The 14747-nt window shown below is 36.5% G+C and carries 15 protein-coding genes; 7 read left to right on the top strand and 8 right to left on the bottom strand.

From position 1 onward, the window contains the following. Window positions 1–11: 11 nt before the first annotated feature. Window positions 12–749: an acetolactate decarboxylase gene (gene budA, locus C8J95_RS01585; RefSeq protein ID WP_107807326.1), complete on the bottom strand. Its 738-nt coding sequence runs from the start codon at window positions 747–749 to the stop codon at window positions 12–14. Window positions 750–1015: 266 nt separating this feature from the next. Next, entirely contained in the window at window positions 1016–1636 is a 621-nt protein-coding gene (gene nth / locus C8J95_RS01580) for an endonuclease III (protein WP_107807325.1), read from the bottom strand. A gap of 32 nt (window positions 1637–1668) precedes the next feature. Here nth and bcp point away from each other — a divergent pair, with 32 nt between their 5' ends. Further along, window positions 1669–2118, top strand: coding sequence for a thioredoxin-dependent thiol peroxidase (gene bcp / locus C8J95_RS01575; protein ID WP_107807324.1), 450 nt, complete (start codon window positions 1669–1671; stop codon window positions 2116–2118). A 153-nt stretch (window positions 2119–2271) separates the two neighbouring features. Further along, window positions 2272–3165: a metalloprotease gene (locus C8J95_RS01570; RefSeq protein ID WP_107807323.1), complete on the top strand. Its 894-nt coding sequence runs from the start codon at window positions 2272–2274 to the stop codon at window positions 3163–3165. A gap of 60 nt (window positions 3166–3225) precedes the next feature. Here C8J95_RS01570 and C8J95_RS01565 read toward each other — a convergent pair whose 3' ends face one another. The 6 genes from C8J95_RS01565 to C8J95_RS01540 form a co-directional block, all read right to left on the bottom strand. Next, the gene (locus C8J95_RS01565) at window positions 3226–3732 is read right to left on the bottom strand and encodes a GNAT family N-acetyltransferase (RefSeq protein WP_107807322.1); all 507 of its coding nucleotides are present in this window, start codon (window positions 3730–3732) and stop codon (window positions 3226–3228) included. Between the two features lie 3 nt (window positions 3733–3735). Next, window positions 3736–4803 (bottom strand): calcium:proton antiporter, encoded by a 1068-nt coding sequence (locus C8J95_RS01560; RefSeq protein ID WP_107807321.1) that lies wholly within the window; start codon window positions 4801–4803, stop codon window positions 3736–3738. 42 nt (window positions 4804–4845) lie between these two features. Continuing rightward, the gene (locus C8J95_RS01555; RefSeq protein ID WP_107807590.1) at window positions 4846–5319 is read right to left on the bottom strand and encodes a YdeI/OmpD-associated family protein; all 474 of its coding nucleotides are present in this window, start codon (window positions 5317–5319) and stop codon (window positions 4846–4848) included. After that, window positions 5309–6214 carry a YARHG domain-containing protein gene (locus C8J95_RS01550; RefSeq protein ID WP_185124581.1) on the bottom strand — a complete coding sequence of 302 codons (906 nt, stop codon included), beginning with the start codon at window positions 6212–6214 and terminating at the stop codon, window positions 5309–5311. Before C8J95_RS01550 ends, C8J95_RS01555 begins: the two co-directional genes overlap by 11 nt. Further along, on the bottom strand, window positions 6153–6839 hold the full coding sequence (locus tag C8J95_RS01545; RefSeq protein ID WP_107807319.1) for a DUF2306 domain-containing protein: 687 nt from the start codon (window positions 6837–6839) through the stop codon (window positions 6153–6155). Before C8J95_RS01545 ends, C8J95_RS01550 begins: the two co-directional genes overlap by 62 nt. A 78-nt stretch (window positions 6840–6917) precedes the next feature. Further along, window positions 6918–9050: a S46 family peptidase gene (locus C8J95_RS01540; protein ID WP_107807318.1), complete on the bottom strand. Its 2133-nt coding sequence runs from the start codon at window positions 9048–9050 to the stop codon at window positions 6918–6920. Between the two features lie 112 nt (window positions 9051–9162). On the opposite strand from C8J95_RS01540, the gene C8J95_RS01535 reads away from it, so the two are divergent. The 5 genes from C8J95_RS01535 to C8J95_RS01510 all read left to right on the top strand — a co-directional run bounded on the left by C8J95_RS01535 (window position 9163) and on the right by C8J95_RS01510 (window position 14746). Next, window positions 9163–9987: a GLPGLI family protein gene (locus C8J95_RS01535; protein ID WP_107807317.1), complete on the top strand. Its 825-nt coding sequence runs from the start codon at window positions 9163–9165 to the stop codon at window positions 9985–9987. A gap of 352 nt (window positions 9988–10339) precedes the next feature. After that, window positions 10340–11776 (top strand): tRNA (N6-isopentenyl adenosine(37)-C2)-methylthiotransferase MiaB, encoded by a 1437-nt coding sequence (gene miaB / locus C8J95_RS01530; protein ID WP_107807589.1) that lies wholly within the window; start codon window positions 10340–10342, stop codon window positions 11774–11776. 437 nt (window positions 11777–12213) lie between these two features. Next, window positions 12214–13500 carry a sigma-54-dependent Fis family transcriptional regulator gene (locus tag C8J95_RS01520; RefSeq protein WP_107807315.1) on the top strand — a complete coding sequence of 429 codons (1287 nt, stop codon included), beginning with the start codon at window positions 12214–12216 and terminating at the stop codon, window positions 13498–13500. After that, window positions 13501–14214, top strand: a complete 714-nt coding sequence (locus tag C8J95_RS01515; RefSeq protein ID WP_107807314.1) for a hypothetical protein — start codon at window positions 13501–13503, stop codon at window positions 14212–14214. Beyond that, on the top strand, window positions 14198–14746 hold the full coding sequence (locus C8J95_RS01510) for an LptE family protein (protein ID WP_059325708.1): 549 nt from the start codon (window positions 14198–14200) through the stop codon (window positions 14744–14746). The genes C8J95_RS01515 and C8J95_RS01510 overlap by 17 nt, the downstream gene beginning before the upstream one ends. Window position 14747 lies beyond the last annotated feature (1 nt).

Genomic DNA, 14747 nt, shown 5'->3' with positions numbered 1-14747 from the left:
GAAGAAACGCTTTAGTAGCCTCTTCCTATTTTTTCCAAATCCTCATTGCGTTTGTTCCGGAATCTGAATTGGTGAAAAGAGGGATCAGAAGAAACTTCCAATTCCATGCTCTTTAGCTCTGCAATTTCTATTTTAAGATTTTCAGCTGTAAAGTCTAAAAGATGGCCGCCATGTTTTTTGTCGGCGGAGAGAAAGTGAAAATGAAAACCACTCACATTTATTCCGTTTAAATATTCAGGTAAAAAATAACCAATAAGTGTTCCTTGGACATTGTTGAAGTTAAATACCCTCTGTTTATCCAGAATAGTAGAAAGAATAGGAAAAGGGGCTTCTGTCAGCGGAAAAGCTCTTGTTCTTATATGTTGGAATTCTCCGGTTATTTTTATAGCGTACATGGCATTTTTGTTCTCGAGAGTATTCGTGATAATTCTGAATAATGATTCTCTGGCCGTTGTGGTATTGATATGGGAAATCAAATCTGCTTCAAAAAATGTAACAGATGAAAATGCAATCATATGATCGTCTTTCAAGATTGTAGTTTCTCCGTCCGATTTGGTTTGGTAAGCCTTTCCGTCCAGTATTGTTAATTCTCCGTCCAGCATTCCTGGAGCGCCAAGTCCGAAATCTCCTTTTTGCTTCAGGCTTTTAACGGAAATGGTGCCTTCACAAAGCCCCCCGATCAGGGCTTCAGATATGCCGTAATTATATAGAATGTTCGAATTTTTTTCTTTTTGCCTGTTTGTACTCATTGTGTTGTAATTTGGCGTTATGTAGTTTATTTATAATAAGAATTTCCTCACTTTTGTATTCCTAAATTAAAAATTATTCTGTAATCTGGTATGATTTATTTGTTATATTTTATTTAATAAATAATTATTATTAAATTAATTTCAATTTCAATATGTTTTAGTTGCAAATTATTATTAATTTATAGAACAGCCCCGATAAGAGAATTTTCTTATCGGGGCTGATTTTCACTCCTGAAATGGAGCTTGTTTTATATGAAAGATAAGCGCTACTTATCAAATAACATTTTAGTTAAAAAGTCCTTTTCACCTTTACCACGAGCAGGAGAATACTCTCTTCCATAAAATATAATCTGTAGATGAAGCTTGTTCCATGCACTTTTGGGGAATAGTTTTTTGGCGTCAGCCTCTACTTGTTCCACATTTTTACCTTCGGAAAGTTTCCATTGCTTCATAAGTCTGTTGATATGGGTATCTACTGGAAATGCAGGATGTCCGAATGCTTGAGACATTACTACAGAAGCTGTTTTGTGTCCAACACCGGGTAAGTTTTCAAGATCTTCAAAACTTTCCGGAACAATTCCCTGATGTCTTTCGACAAGAAGCTCAGCCATTCTTTTCAGATTTTTGGCTTTTGTATTCGACAAGCCAATCTCTTTTATCAGCTCTTTGATTTCAAATTCTTCCAAACGGGCCATCTGTTGAGGGGTCTGCGCTTTTGCAAAAAGCATAGGAGTTACTTCATTTACTTTTTTGTCTGTTGTCTGTGCAGAAAGCGCTACAGCAACTAAAAGCGTATAGGGATCAAAGTGGTCTAAGGGGATTGGAACCTGAGGATATAGTCTCTCCAGTTCTGTCATTACAGTTTCCGCTCTTTGCTTTTTGGTCATAGAAGTAGTAATTTTAAACAAAAATAAAGAATATGTTACAAGTAGGTGATAAACTTCCTCAATTTAAAGGAATAAACCAAAATGGTGTTGAAATCGATTCAAAAAATTATTCAGGTAAAAAGCTAGTTGTTTTCTTTTATCCTAAAGCAAGCACCCCGGGATGTACAGCGGAAGCCTGTAATCTGAGGGACAATTATACAATACTAAAAGAAAAAGGATATCAGCTATTAGGCGTTAGTGCTGACGATGAAAAGAGACAAAAGAATTTCTCTGATAAATACAGTTTTCCTTTTGATCTTTTAGCCGATACTAATAAAGAGGTGATAGAAGCTTTTGGTGTATGGCAGCTAAAGAAATTCATGGGAAGAGAGTTTATGGGAATTGTACGCACAACTTTTGTTTTTGATGAAAATGGAACTTGTATAAAGGTTATTGATAAGGTTAAAACTAAAGATCACACGCAGCAATTATTAGAAGAATAGTTTGCAGAAGGGGGGTAGAGACATTGTTATGTTGAGCATAGTAATAAAAAGTATTAAATTATAGTTGATTGGTAGAATAAATGTAGATTTACCACCGCATGATAAAAGTCATACTTAATCATGTGAATAAACCAAATAACAAATTAATTTATTATGAAAAAAAGATTCATTCCCCTGTTGCTGGTAGGGACACTAGCAACGACTTTTCTTGTTTCCTGTAACAGAGAAGACAACACAGCAGAACAATCAATTACAACAGAAGCATTAGTAGCGCCGTCTGCATCTGAATTGCTATGTAGCTATGTAGATCGATACTGGACTTCTACTTCTGTTTTAAAGACCGGACTTACTACAACTGCTGACACTAATTTTATGAACACTCAGGTTCAGAAAAATGCATCGCTTTGGGGGCTAAGTACACCTACCCTTAGATTTGTAGATGATCCGTCAAATCCTTCATCTACTTACAATGCAATTTCGTATTCAACAGGAAAAATTTATTATGGCTATGCAATCTATAAGGATGCAAAAACCAAAAGTTCTGATAATATTGTAAATGCTATGATCCTTGCTCACGAGTATGGGCATCAGTTGCAATACAGATACAATATTCCTTCAGTTCAGGAAAGCACAGCACGCTCGAGTGAATTGGAAGCCGATGGTTTTGCGGGTTATTACCTAAGAAGACCTACAGGGTTTAATAAAACTGATTTCTCTCAAATTGCGGCAGCTTATGAATTTGCTGCATCTATCGGAGATAATTATGTAAACGATCCAAGTCACCATGGTACTTCTCCTCAGAGAAGAGCTGCGGTTCGTCTAGGATTCTTATTAGGCCAGTATTCTTTAACTGCAACAGGCTTTGACTCTAACTTCTTTTATTATTATTCCAATGTGTTAAATGGACAGGATCCTGCTTTGCAGCCTAGTGCCAGCAACTTCAAGGTTGATCCTGAAATTGATAAAACAATCCGTGCACACATGGCTGAGTTGAAGAAAATCGCAAGTGGAGAAATCTCTGCTGAGGAATTCAAAAACCTTAACTAAATTAAACTCAGATATAAATCTATCAAAAAAAGGCCGACTCATTTGAGCCGGCCTTTTACTTTATTCAGTTTCAAAGTACATGAGTACTTCATTGTCATTTGGGAGGGAGACGTCTTTTACATAAGTCAACCCTAACTTTCCGAGAAGCTTTTGTGATGCAAAGTTTTCTTTGGAGGTGATAGCGGAAAGTTTTTCCAGCCCGAAATCTTTCATACCGATTTCTTTTACTTTTATGGCTGCTTCATAGGCGTAGCCTTTTCCTTCGTATTCTTCCAGAAAGGAATAGCCAATATCCATTATAGGAAGGCCTTCTCTTTCAAAAATACCTACAGCTCCAATGATTTCATTGTTCTCTTTCAGTGTAATTGTGTAATTTCCGAAACCAGATCTTTCCAGCTGGGGAAGAAATTTGTTCTGAATATAAGTCTCGGCATCACTGATGCTTCGCAGATTTTTATCTCCGATATATTGAATAAACTTAGGCCTGTTATACAGATCCAGAAGAAAAGCAGCGTCATCAAGCGCTATAGGCTTTATAATCAGACGTTCAGTTTCATATGTTTTCATAATTTATGGAACAATAACATTAAAGATATAAGCGACTAAACTTACTAATAATACAACTCCGTAATGGAGATTGGTTTTTCCCTGATTAAGCGAAAGCATTACAATAAAGAAGGACAGGGCCAGTAATACCATTGACTTTACATCTATACCCAGTACAAGGTCTATGTCATACATAAGGCATACAACAACAACAGCAGGAATGGTTAAACCGATACTTGCTAATGCGGATCCTAATGCAAGGTTAAGGCTGGTTTGTAATTGATTTTTTCGGGCAGCTTTAATAGCGGAAATCCCTTCCGGAAGCAATACTACAGCTGCAATAATTACCCCAACCAGCGATTTTGGTGCACCAATATCAATTACCATTTTCTCTATACTTGGTGAAAGTGTTTTGGCCAGTAGTACAACAATTCCTAAACACAGTATAAGAAATACAAGACTTAAAATCATCTTTTGTGTGGTAACCTTTTCATATGGTTGGCTTTCGCCTTCGGTAACAAAGTAATCTTTATGTCTTACTGTTTGTACCATAATAAAAGAACCATATAGAATTAAAGACACAACGGCTGCGAAGATTAGCTGTGAAGTGTTATAATATGGACCACGTACACTTGTTGTGTAATTAGGAAGTACTAATGTAAGAACGAGAATAGAAATAAGTGTAATCAGGGCTGTATTTGCAGATTTTTTTCCAAAATACTGCTCATGAAATTTGGCACCACCAATCAGTAAACATAAGCCAATAATACCATTCAGAATTAACATAATTGCAGCAAGGACTGTATCTCTGGGTAAGGTTTCTGCTTCGGGGCCACCAGCTACCATCAGCGAAATAATAAGAGCTACTTCTATAACGGTGATGGCTATCGCCAGAATAATTGTTCCAAATGGTTCTCCTAATCTGTGTGCAATTGTCTCGGCGTGATGTACTGCTGCTAGTACAGAACCGATAAGTAAAACTCCTGCGAAAATTTCTGAAATTATATTATTATTGATTCCGAGCATATAAATCCCCCACGCAAGAAGAGGGAGGATAAATGCCCAGAAAGGCTGAAAGATCTTGATAGACATGTTCAATTTGTTATAGCCACAATATACAAAAAATCTATGAATTTAGATGCCTTTTTTGCCGGAAATTATCATGTCAATTAATTTTGACTTTCTGTTTTCTCGTGTTTCCGGTTTCTTAGCATCTGTAATCCAACGCATATATTCTTTGCGATGTGTATAAGACATCGCATCGTAAAGTTCCTTAGCTTCAGGGTGTTTGTTGAAAAGTTCCGAAATATCCTCCGGAATTTCTACAATACGCTCCTCTTTATCTTCCCATAATACAACGGAAACACTGTCTCCGAATGTTTTATTCAAACTTTTTCGTACTTCCTGTGTTAGTCCCAGCATATGACAGGAAGACTTCATTTTGGCAAGACTCCCGCGATATTCAACGGTATCGTCAAAAAGAGCTTTTATCTTTACCTGTCCTTTTTTGCCGAATAGCTCTTCTGTACTAAAAGGAAAGTCAACATAAGCAGCATTCATATCCTGATGCTGAAGAATAATAGCATCAAATTTTACCTTATCTGCCATAGGAATCATAGGTATCTTTCGCATACTTCTCCATTCTGCTTAAGAGTTGTGCATTTTCTTTTTCCAGAGGCGAAAGTTCTTTGTCTACGTTATTACTTACAGGTACATACCAATCTGTATATTCAAAGAAGTTACGATAGGTTTGTTTTTTGAAAGAATATCCATGACGGGCAAAAATGGTGTTACGAAGAATTTCTAAGTCCAGTTTTCTTAGATTTTTCAACTGTTTCTCTGTAAGTTTTTGAGTAGAAGAATTGATTTTGTAAACATCATCGGATGCTGAGCGGTATACCTGCTGGGTATAGGTTTGCATTTTGCCATCATCATCTTTATAAGTTTCCCTTTTCTCTTTAGGTGTTGCCCAGTCTACAAACTCTGTATCCTTACTCAGCATAAAGTTGGGATTGTAAACAAACTGTTTTTGGGCCAGATCCAGTTTTTTATACGGAGATTTTACACTGGTAGTATTATAGGCTGTCCATTGACCAATTAAAGAATCGTTTCGGGTAAATAGCTCGAATCTTCCATCATCTTTACGATTTCCAGGTTCGTCCAAGATGAAAGATATTTTATTGCCCTGATCACTGGTTTTCCCGATTAATGGACGCTGATTTCCCGATACAATACTTTGTGCCCAAACAGTATCTGCAGTAATACGATCTATTTTAATACTTATTTTTTTGGTCTCTCCGCTTTCATCATTAGGATTTCGTTTGTAGTCCGGATAGAAAGATCCTGTCCAGATACCATACAATTCCTTATGGAACTCCGGAGCCATAACTTTTACCGGAGCTGCTTTAACAGAATCTTTTTTATTCTCCAAAGAAGTAACTTTAGCTTCCTTTTTGCACGAAAACAGGGAGAGCAAGACTCCGAAAATAACGAGCTTTTTCATATTTATATTTTTTTAGTATTAATAATTCGGTGATTAATAAATTGGGAACCCATCCTAGCCATGCAATAATCATATAAACTTCCATGGGATTGGGCTGAAAAAGATAAACCAGAATAACCTTCCACATTCTCAGGGTTAAAGCAGAAACAGCAAGCGCATAACTTCTGTTCATCCATTGCTGATGGCTCTTAATGTCTTTTTGAAAAACCTTTACCATTGCCATGAAAGTGGTAAACCACCATAAGCAGCCTAAAATAATAAAAGACAATTGTGCCCAGAAACCTCCATTAGCATGTATGCCAATATATATACCTGAAGGAGCGGAAAATAATAAAAGTCCTGCCACATATACATATCCTGAATATTGGTGGATAGTTTTATGCTTTTTACGTGTCGTAAAGAATTGAATGAATCCCGCAAGTAATACAAAAATACTGCTGTAGACATGCGTGTAAAAAATAGGTAGATAAAAAGGGAAAGTTGTAACCTCTGTTTGTTTAATATTCAAAAAAGAAGCTGTAGCCGAAAAGGGTACATAGAATAATGTAATCCTACACATCAGTAAGAAAAACCAGATGAACAATCCTATTAACATCCATTTTGTTATATTCTTAGCAATAAGCATCTTTTTCAATCGGGTGTAACGAATTTACACAAAAAAACCTCACAATATTGTGAGGTTTATATTTTATTTGCAAAAGAACTACTTTACTAAGGTTAATTCGCTAATTAAATTTTTAGCACCTGCAAATTTGTCGATTACCCAAAGTACGTATCTAACGTCTACGTTGATCGTTCTTTGTAATTTAGGTTCAAAAACAATGTCACCACTTAAAGCTTCACTGTTTCCGTCAAACGCAAGACCAATTAATCTTCCGTAGCCATCGATAATTGGAGAACCTGAGTTACCTCCTGTAATATCGTTATTAGAAAGGAAGTTTACATGAAGTTGCCCATCTTTGTCTTTGTACATACCATAATCTTTCTTTTTGTAAAGATCAAGAAGTCCCTGTGGAAGATCGAACTCTTCGTCACCTTTTTTGTACTTCTTAATCATACCTTCCATCGTGGTATAGTAATTCTGCTTGATACCCGTGTAGTCTCTATCTGCTCTTTTAGGAAGCGTCTCGATTTTACCGTAAGTTAATCTGATAGTAGAGTTAGCATCCGGATAGAATTTCTTCTCAGGCATAGCTTTCATTAGTCCGTCCATGAATAAACGGCTGTCTTTCTGGAAGCCTTCATCAGTTTTAGCATATTTTTCAGCTAATATTTTGTTGTCTCCGATATAACCTGCAGCAAACTTATATAGCTTGTCATTCGCTAATTTTTCAGCGCTTGGATTATTCAGGAAGTTAATTACTGAAGCAGCATTTGCAAAAATTGAAGACTGTGCAATATTCGCAAGTTCTGAAGCATTTACAGATTTTACAGTTGCAGAAGCAACATCTGCTGCTACTTTTGACTGATATAAAGAAGCCATCTGAGATAGCATTTCTGTTTCAAGTTGAGTATTGAATCCTTCATAAGCCTGCTTAACAGCCGCTTCTAATTTAGGTTTCATTGCGGCCTGAGCAGATGCATCCTGTTTCATGTAGCTTGTTAAAGCATCTCCAATCTGGAAAGAATTTCTGATGTATTTAGCATTTCTCTGGAACTGCGCACCATAATTTTTCTCAATATTTCTGTTAGAAATCTGCTTGTAGTATGCATCAGTATTTGCTAATACATTTGCATAAACAGCTTTGTTTTCAGCTTTATCAGCCCACTGTTGGTATTTTTTCTCAACCTCTTTTTTGTCACCAATTGTTCCGTTTTTGTAAACAGCTTCAATTGTTCCGGCTCTGTTTTTCCAGTAGTTAGCAACACTTGCATAGTTAGAAGCGTAAGCTAATCTTGTAGCATCGTCTTTATCCATATGCTTCTTCATAACATCCATAGCTGTTTTAGAAGCCTCAACCCATGCCGGGTAATCTTTGCTTACCATCTGTTCGATCCCGAAAGAAGTAAGGTATCTGTTTGTTGTACCCGGATATCCTACGATCATTGCAAAATCACCAGGCTTGTTTCCTTTCAGTGAAATTGGTAAGTGATGCTTAGGCTTTAAAGGAACGTTGTTCGCTGAATATTCAGCAGGGTTGCCATTTTTATCAGCATAAACACGGAAAACAGAGAAGTCTCCTGTGTGTCTTGGCCATTCCCAGTTATCAGTATCACCACCATATTTACCAATAGATGACGGTGGGGTGCCTACTAAGCGAACGTCTTTAAAATCCTGGAATACAAAGTAGTAAAACTCATTTCCTTTGAAGAAATCCTTCACCACTACAGTGTATTTTCCGTTTTCAGAGTTTTCAGACTGGATAGCTTTGATCTCAGCATCGATAATAGCTTTTCTCTGATCAGCACTCATATCATTGTTCAGTTTAGATGTGATGCGTTTTGTAGCATCATCCATTCTTACAAAGAATCTTACTGATAAGCCTTTAGAATTAATTTCCTCACCATTGTTTTTTGCCCAGAAACCATTGGTCAGGTAATCTTTCTCTGGGGTAGATGCTGCAGCAATAGCTCCGTATCCACAGTGGTGATTAGTGAAAATAAGACCTTGCGGAGATACGATCTCTGCAGTACATCCTCCCCCAAATTGCAGAATTGCATCTTTCATGCTGGAGTTGTTTACGGAATAAATTTCTTCCGGTGTAAGGTGTAGCCCTTCTTTTTGCATATCTACACCATTCAGTCGCTTAATGAGCATCATTAGCCACATCCCCTCGTCGGCTCTCATTTGTACGAAACTCACCATAAAAGTGAGCAAAAGGAATAATCTTTTCATTACGGTTTATTTTTAACCCCGCTAAAATACGGATAATGAGGAGGAGCAAAAAATTTTCACCGATAAAATCAGATAATATTTACTTTTGTCTAAACTCTAAATCCAAGTTTATATGAAGAAAATATATGTTTTGTTTTTTATAAGTATAGCATTTGCCCTGTCCGCTCAAAATTACAGAGCGATTTATGAATTGAAATTTAAGCCTAACAAGGATAAAGATTCTGCAGTAACGGACTATTATTCGCTGGATATTTTTCCAAAGCTGGAAAAGATAAGTTTTTATAATCACAATTATTATAAAAATGACTCCATTATGAATGTTTTACACGAAAAATCAGAACGGGAAGGAAGTGTTAATATTGATCTTAATTCATTACCAAAAGCAAAATACCCGTTGGTATATATAAGAGAGAATGCTAAGACGTATTCATTTAAAACTATAGATGGAGATTCGTATAAATTTTCTGATGAAAGTAAGATGACATGGAAAATGCTAAAGGAATCTAAAAAGATTAAAAACTGGAATTGCCAGAAAGCAGAGACAGAATATTTAGGCCGAAAATGGACAGCATGGTTTACTACGGATCTTTTATTTCCTGAAGGTCCTTATAAGTTTTCCGGACTTCCCGGGTTAATTGTTGAGATTTCTGATGAAAAGAATGATTTCCATTTTGCACTTGAAGCTATTTATAAAAATGCTGAAAAGGTATACTTGCCCTCAGCCTATGAAAAATCTATTGTGGTAGACAAAAGCAAATACGAAAAAGCTTTGTCTAATTATATTAAAGATCCGGGGGTAAAGCTTAGGCAAGGTACTATGGTTGACGAAAGTGGAAATCAGTTTCAGATTGCCGGTGGGTTTAGCAAAGATTTTATAGATCAAGCTGTAGCGGAAAGACGTAAAAAGATGAAAGAGTTCAATAATCTGCTGGACTAAAGATGTGAGACAAGAACAACAATTATTTTTATTACTGAAAGAGATTAGGTGCCGGAATTCGATATAGATCCTAATGTGGAGAATACAGGAATATTCTTTTAAAGATCTTAATTCTGTGACGAAAAAGATGAGAAAAGGTTGGGTACCAGCAAAATACAAAGGGATTCCAATTAGATACAGGAATACTTTAAAAATAAATTTTCTTAAAAATTAATGCTCTGTCATTTTGGCAGAAAAAGCGTAACTTTGCAAACTGAACTTAATCCGAAACAGGAGTTGATATTTTTCCAGGCGGTATGATACTGCGATGGACGCCAGAATTCATGTTTCAGATTCTCAAATTATAAGAACCGTGCAGGAAAAATATATAGACGAAACCAAGCAAGGGGAAGCTTTTGCAATTGCTGAAAGGCCGGAAAACGGTAAGAAGTTATTTCTGGAAAGCTATGGATGCCAGATGAATTTTTCTGATTCCGAGATTGTGGCTTCGATCCTTAACGAGCAAGGATATAATACAACATTAAAAGTAGAAGAAGCAGATCTTATATTACTAAATACCTGTTCTATTCGTGAAAAAGCAGAACAGACTGTACGTATGCGTCTCTCTCAGTTTAAAAAGCAGAAAGAATCCAATCCGAATTTAACAGTTGGAGTGCTGGGTTGTATGGCAGAGCGCTTGAAAACTAAATTTTTGGAAGAAGAACATTTGGTAGACCTTGTGGTTGGGCCAGATGCATACAGAGACTTACCCAATCTTTTAAAAGAAACAGAAGGCGGAAGAGATGCGATTAATGTAATTCTTTCCAAAGAAGAAACATATGCTGATATTAATCCCGTACGTTTAGGTGGTAATGGTGTTACAGCTTTTGTAACGATTACAAGAGGTTGTGATAATATGTGCACATTTTGTGTGGTACCATTTACCAGAGGGCGTGAAAGAAGCCGTGATCCTCATTCTATTATAAATGAATGCGTGGAGCTATTTAACAATGGTTATAAAGAAGTAACCTTGTTAGGGCAAAATGTAGACAGTTATCTTTGGTACGGAGGTGGTCCTAAAAAAGACTTTGCAAAAGCTTCTGAAATGCAGAAGGCTACAGCAGTAGACTTCTCAAACTTATTGGCAATGGTTGCTACAGCTGTTCCGGATATGCGCATCAGATTCTCTACATCCAATCCTCAGGATATGAGCCTGGATGTATTCCATACTATGGCGAAATACGATAATATCTGCAAGTATGTTCACCTTCCTGTACAAAGTGGAAGTGACAATATGCTAAAAGCGATGAACCGCCAGCATACACGTGCAGAATATTTGTCTTTAATAAATGAAGCGAAGAAAATTGTACCGGATATCTCTTTCTCACAGGATATGATTATTGGTTTTTGTGGAGAGACAGAAGAGGATCACCAGGATACGCTTTCTTTAATGAGAGAGGTGGAGTATGACTATGGTTATATGTTTGCTTACTCCGAAAGGCCTGGAACACCGGCACATAAGAAAATGGAAGACAATATTCCTGCAGATATAAAGCAAAAGCGTCTGGCTGAGGTTATTGCATTACAAGGAGAGTTATCCAAAAACCGGATGAAGTCCTATGTTGGCAGAAAGCATGATATTCTGATTGAGGGAACTTCCAGAAAGAATGAGAATCAGTGGAAAGGAAGGAATTCCCAAAACGCAGTTTGTGTATTCGATAAGTTGGAAGGGCAGAAGATTGGTGACATGGTGTCCGTTTTTGTACATGATAACACTCAGGGTACGCTTTTGGGGAGAACAGCCGAGTAAAAATTAAATGAGAAGTCTTTCATACATTATCATTTTGATGTCTTTGATTGGTAGCTACCAGTCAGAAAGTTTTTCTTGTGTACCTGCTCCATTCGGAAAGTATTGTAAAAAGCAGCAAGGTGAATGCTTTAAGACAGATCAGTCGTCAGCTCATATCGAAACGCTAAGCCGATTCGTTTCACTCACCTTTTTTAAATTAAAAGTAAATCAACAAAAACAAGAATTTTGCTTTAGAGATGAACATGCTTTTAAAGCTCTTGTTTTTGATAAAAATAACAGGACCGTTTTTTTAAGTTCACCTTTTAAAATAGAAAGTAAGCTTTCGAAGATCAGAAATAAAGATTACCTGGATTCAGTGTATAAAATTTAAAAATTGAACACTCTATTTAGCTAAAACATGGTTTGTAAAAACCAAAAATCTTTAATCTTATATTAAAATGTCAGAACTTCAGAATATAAAAGCCCGCTTTGGAATCATCGGAAATTATCCGGCTCTAAACAGAGCCCTTGAGAAATCCATGCAGGTAGCACCTACCGATATATCAGTTTTAGTAATTGGTGAAAGTGGTGTAGGTAAAGAATTTATTCCTAAAATTATACATAGCCTTTCGCATCGTAAGCACATGCCATATATTGTGGTAAACTGTGGTGCAATTCCGGAAGGAACCATCGATTCCGAGCTATTTGGCCACGAAAAAGGTGCTTTTACAGGTGCTACAACCACCAGAAAAGGTTATTTTGAAGTAGCCGATGGTGGAACCATTTTCCTGGATGAGGTAGGAGAGTTACCATTGCAGACGCAGGTTCGTTTGCTTCGTGTTTTGGAAAGTGGCGAATTTATGAAAGTAGGATCTTCTGTGGTACAGAAAACCAATGTAAGAATCGTAGCTGCTACCAATGTAAATATGATGAAGGCTATTCAGGACGGACGTTTCCGAGAAGATTTGTATTATCGTCTGAATACAGTACAAATTGATATGCCTCCTCTGAGAGAGCGTAAAGGAGATATTCACCTTTTGTTCCGGAAGTTTGCAATAGATTTTGCAGAAAAATACAGAATGCCGGAGGTTTATTTAACCGAAGATGGTGTTCATTATATTGAGAATTACTCATTTCCGGGGAATATCAGACAGCTTAGGAATCTTGTAGAGCAACTAACTGTTGTAGAACAGAAACGAGAGATAACATCGGAAGCGCTGAGTCATTATATTCCAATGGTGTCTAATGCACCAATGGTTATTTCCCAGCCGAATCAGAATAACAACAATAGCGACTTCAATAACGAAAGAGAGATTATGTACAAGGTCCTTTTCGATATGCGAAGTGATATTAATGATCTGAAGACACTGACCTCAGAACTTATAAAGAACAGAGGAGCATCGGATCTTAGCAATCAGGAAAAAACGTTGATCAACAGGATTTATACACCTGAGCCTCAACAGGCAGTTGTTCCGAATTCTTTATTGTATTTCGAGAATAACAGCAATACACCGCAGACTCCCACAATAATATCTAATAATGCCGACGATAACTACGAGGACATAGAAGATATTGAGTTGGAAGAAGCAAGACCTGAATCTTTGTCATTACAGAATAATGAAAAGGATTTGATTATTAAAGCATTAGAAAAACATAAAGGAAGACGTAATAAAGCAGCTGATGAACTTGGAATTTCACAACGTACGCTTTACCGTAAAATAAAACAATATAACCTGGAAGATTAAGTGGAGAATTTATCACAACCGAAATACATTATTAATCCTGACTATCAGTTAAACATCGGAAACGCTTTTTCGGATGGATTGGCGCTTTTCAAAAAAGATACAGGCAATATTCTGATCAATTATCTTTTAACGATTATTATGGGAATGATTCCGTTATGCAGCCTGTTGGGGCTGGGGAATTTCTATAAAGCCTGCCGTAAAATAGAAAACGGAGAGAAGACTGATTCAGGAGATATTTTTAATTTCGATGATGTGATCCCTTACCTTATCTTTGCCGGGATTATGATCTTTGGTGTTTTGGCTTTGCTGATCCCTGTAGAGGTTGTAATCCTTGTTTCTGCTGTGCTTACCGAAAGAAATCAGGGACAAGCTCCAGTTTTTGTTTTGATTATGATTATTGCGGTGCTTATCATTTTTGCTATTATGATGGTCGTAAGCTCTGTAATGTACTATTATGTTGCAGTGGTTGCCCTTTATGGTGTAAAAGATTTTTCAAATGCTTTCAAGATTTCCTGGAAGTTATTTAAGAAGAATGCACTATCTTCCATCTTATTTGGTATCATGATAAGTATGATAACTTCTGTCGGAATTTTGCTTTGTGGTGTGGGGCTTTTTTTAACTTTACCTTTAGCAATTTGCATGCGTTATGCAGCAACAAAAAATATTATGATTAGATTTGAAGAACCAAAAATTGATTATGAAGGCAGCCTTTAAAAATAGATTTAAAATATTGCATTTAGGAAGTTTGATTTTAATATCACAACTTTTGGTTTCCTGTTATTCCTTTACGGGATCATCCTTAAAACCGGATGTAAAGACAATTTTAATAAAGAATTTTCCCAATAATACTTCTTTTAATCCCAATCTTAGTCAGCAGTTCTCAACAGATCTGCAAAACAGATTTTTACAAAGAACAAACTTGAAGGGTACTACAGACATGCCGGATATTCTAATTGAAGGAGAGATTGTAGATTATCAACCATCAACACCAACAGCTATATCAACCCCTTCTACATCACAGGCGACAGGAAATGTTTTGATGGCTGCACAGAATAAGCTTACAATTACTGTAAAAGTGCATTATGAGAATGCTAAATATCCCACTGAAAGTTTTGACAGAACATATTCTGATGAAGCTGTCTTTAGTAATACAACATCAATGCAGGATATAGAAGCCAACTACGTGAAGGTAGCAACAGACAGAATTATTAATAAAATTTTTAATGATATTGTAGCCAACTGGTAAT

Origin of the sequence: Elizabethkingia sp. YR214, assembly GCF_003058195.1 — a bacterium.
In the GTDB taxonomy this organism is placed as follows: Bacteria; Bacteroidota; Bacteroidia; order Flavobacteriales; family Weeksellaceae; genus Elizabethkingia.
Note: the sequence above shows the minus strand (reverse complement) of the source record. Positions and strands in the feature narration are given on the sequence as shown.

What these genes read in the sequence shown, in the direction of transcription:
- C8J95_RS01560 (WP_107807321.1), bottom strand. Translation starts at nt 4,803, where the DNA reads ATGTCTATCAAGATCTTTCAGCCTTTCTGGGCATTTATCCTCCCTCTT.
- C8J95_RS01535 (WP_107807317.1), top strand. Translation starts at nt 9,163, where the DNA reads ATGAAGAAAATATATGTTTTGTTTTTTATAAGTATAGCATTTGCCCTG.
- bcp (WP_107807324.1), top strand. Translation starts at nt 1,669, where the DNA reads ATGTTACAAGTAGGTGATAAACTTCCTCAATTTAAAGGAATAAACCAA.
- C8J95_RS01550 (WP_185124581.1), bottom strand. Translation starts at nt 6,214, where the DNA reads ATGAAAAAGCTCGTTATTTTCGGAGTCTTGCTCTCCCTGTTTTCGTGC.
- C8J95_RS01510 (WP_059325708.1), top strand. Translation starts at nt 14,198, where the DNA reads ATGAAGGCAGCCTTTAAAAATAGATTTAAAATATTGCATTTAGGAAGT.
- C8J95_RS01545 (WP_107807319.1), bottom strand. Translation starts at nt 6,839, where the DNA reads ATGCTTATTGCTAAGAATATAACAAAATGGATGTTAATAGGATTGTTC.
- C8J95_RS01570 (WP_107807323.1), top strand. Translation starts at nt 2,272, where the DNA reads ATGAAAAAAAGATTCATTCCCCTGTTGCTGGTAGGGACACTAGCAACG.
- budA (WP_107807326.1), bottom strand. Translation starts at nt 749, where the DNA reads ATGAGTACAAACAGGCAAAAAGAAAAAAATTCGAACATTCTATATAAT.
- C8J95_RS01520 (WP_107807315.1), top strand. Translation starts at nt 12,214, where the DNA reads ATGTCAGAACTTCAGAATATAAAAGCCCGCTTTGGAATCATCGGAAAT.
- C8J95_RS01540 (WP_107807318.1), bottom strand. Translation starts at nt 9,050, where the DNA reads ATGAAAAGATTATTCCTTTTGCTCACTTTTATGGTGAGTTTCGTACAA.
- C8J95_RS01565 (WP_107807322.1), bottom strand. Translation starts at nt 3,732, where the DNA reads ATGAAAACATATGAAACTGAACGTCTGATTATAAAGCCTATAGCGCTT.
- nth (WP_107807325.1), bottom strand. Translation starts at nt 1,636, where the DNA reads ATGACCAAAAAGCAAAGAGCGGAAACTGTAATGACAGAACTGGAGAGA.
- C8J95_RS01555 (WP_107807590.1), bottom strand. Translation starts at nt 5,319, where the DNA reads ATGGCAGATAAGGTAAAATTTGATGCTATTATTCTTCAGCATCAGGAT.